The sequence below is a fragment of the Streptomyces sudanensis genome (genome assembly GCF_023614315.1).
Taxonomy (GTDB): Bacteria; Actinomycetota; Actinomycetes; order Streptomycetales; family Streptomycetaceae; genus Streptomyces; species Streptomyces sudanensis.
The window spans coordinates 3,870,867-3,872,771 of record NZ_CP095474.1; the positions used below are offsets into that span (position 1 = coordinate 3,870,867).

Annotated in this window: 1 pseudogene; it reads right to left on the reverse strand. The window is 76.4% G+C overall.

Features of this window, described 5'->3' with window-relative positions:
- Nucleotides 1–14: 14 nt before the first annotated feature.
- Nucleotides 15–1,733: pseudogene (secD, locus tag MW084_RS17795) on the reverse strand (protein translocase subunit SecD); the annotation flags it as partial.
- Between the last annotated feature and the right edge of the window lie 172 nt (nucleotides 1,734–1,905).

A 1,905-nucleotide genomic window follows, 5' to 3' on the forward strand; every position in this document is an offset into this window, starting at 1 on the left:
CAGCTGCNCNGCNNGATCAGCTCGTCGCGGACCTTCTCCGCCTTCCCCCCGGCCAGCTCGCCGACGGTCTCGCCGATCCGCGCCGCCTCCTCGTTCGACATCCCGTCGGTGCGCACCGTCAGCCCGCCCTCGCCGGACGACTGCACCACGGCCCGCGGGAACCCGGCGTCGGCCAGCGCGTCCCGCGCCCGCTCGACGTCCACCGGCGAGGAGGTGGAGTACTCCACGAGCCGTCCACCGGTGAACTCCACCCCGAAGTCCAGCCCCCGCGCGAAGATCCCGGCGACCGCCAGCAGCAGGGCCGCCGCCGACACCGCGAGCCAGCGCCGGCGCCGGCCCATCAGGTCCGGGTCGCGGCGCGTCAGCCACTTCCGCACGGCGCCCGTGTCGCCGATGCCCGACAGCCGCGGGCGCCGCCGCACCGCCGTGCGGGCCACCGCGAAGTCCGCCAGGGCGCGCGTCACGACCAGCGCGCTCACCATCGACGCCAGCACGCCGATGCCGAGCGTCACGCCGAAGCCCCGGACCGGGCCCGACGCCAGCAGGAACAGCAGGACCGCCGCGATGAGCGTGGTGATGTTGGAGTCCGCGATGGCGCTGAACGCCTGCCGGAAACCGGTCGCCAGCGCCGAGCGCAGGCTCCGGCGGGCGGTCCCGTGCCGCGCGTACTCCTCCCGGGCCCGCTCGAAGACCAGGACGTTCGCGTCGACGGCCATGCCGATCGCCAGGACGAACCCGGCCAGGCCCGGCAGGGTGAGCGTCGCGCCGAGCGCGGCCAGCGCGGCGTACGAGATGACGCCGTAGCAGGCCAGCGCCAGGACGGCCAGGCCGCCCAGCAGCCGGTAGACGGCGATGACGAACAGGCCGGTGAGGACCGTGCCGATCACGGCGGCCTGCGCGCTGCTGCGGATCGCGTCCGCGCCCAGCGTCGGGCCGACCGTGCGCTGCTCGACCGTCTCCACCGGCACCGGCAGCGCACCGCCGTTGATCAGCAGCGCCAGCTCGCGCGCCTCGCCGGAGGAGAAGCCGCCCGTGATGCGGGTCGAGCCGCCGACGATCCCGGTGTTGCAGGCGACGGCCTCGTCCACCTGCGGCGACGAGATGACCTCGTCGTCCAGGACGATCGCGACGCGCCGGGCCGGGTCGCCGGGCGCGGCGCACGCCGCCTTGCCCGTGAGCCGGGCCCACCCGTCGCTCCCCGCGTCCTCGAACTCGACGTCCACGTACCAGCCCAGGCCCCCCTGCGGGTCGATCGCGGCCTTCGCCTCGGCGACGTCGGCGCCCGTCAGCGCCGAGGGGCCGAGCCGCAGCCGGCTGCCGGACTCGTCGGGCAGGACCTGCTCGCCGGGCTGCTTCGGACGGGGCTGACCGGGCCCGTCCGGGGGAGTGCCGGCCACGCCGAGGACGGGGTGGAAGGTGAGCTGCGCGGTGCGGCCCAGCACGTCGGCGGCCTCGCGCGGGTCCTGCACACCGGGCAGTTCGACGATGATCCGGTGGTCGCCGGACCGGGTCAGGACGGGTTCGGTGACGCCGAGCGCGTCGATGCGGCGGCGCAGGACCTCCACGGTGCGGTCGGTGGCGTTCGCGTCGGCGGCGGCGGTGGGGGAGTCGCGAGTCTCCAGCACGATCTGCGTGCCACCGCGCAGATCGAGGCCCAGGCGGGCCGGGACGGTCAGGGCGATGTAGACGGACAGGGCGACGACGGCGAGGGCGAGCAGCGCTCGCACCCGCATGGCGCGGGTCAAGGGGGCCTCCAGCAGGCAGGACCGCGGCCGCGCACGGCGGCACGCGGGAAAAAGGAGAAAAGGATCAGCCGGCTGGAGACCGGGGCGGGGCGCNNNGCCCGGGGCGCGNGCCGGTGGGCGGGAACGGCGTCCCGGCCCGGCGCGGGCGCGGCCGGGCNCC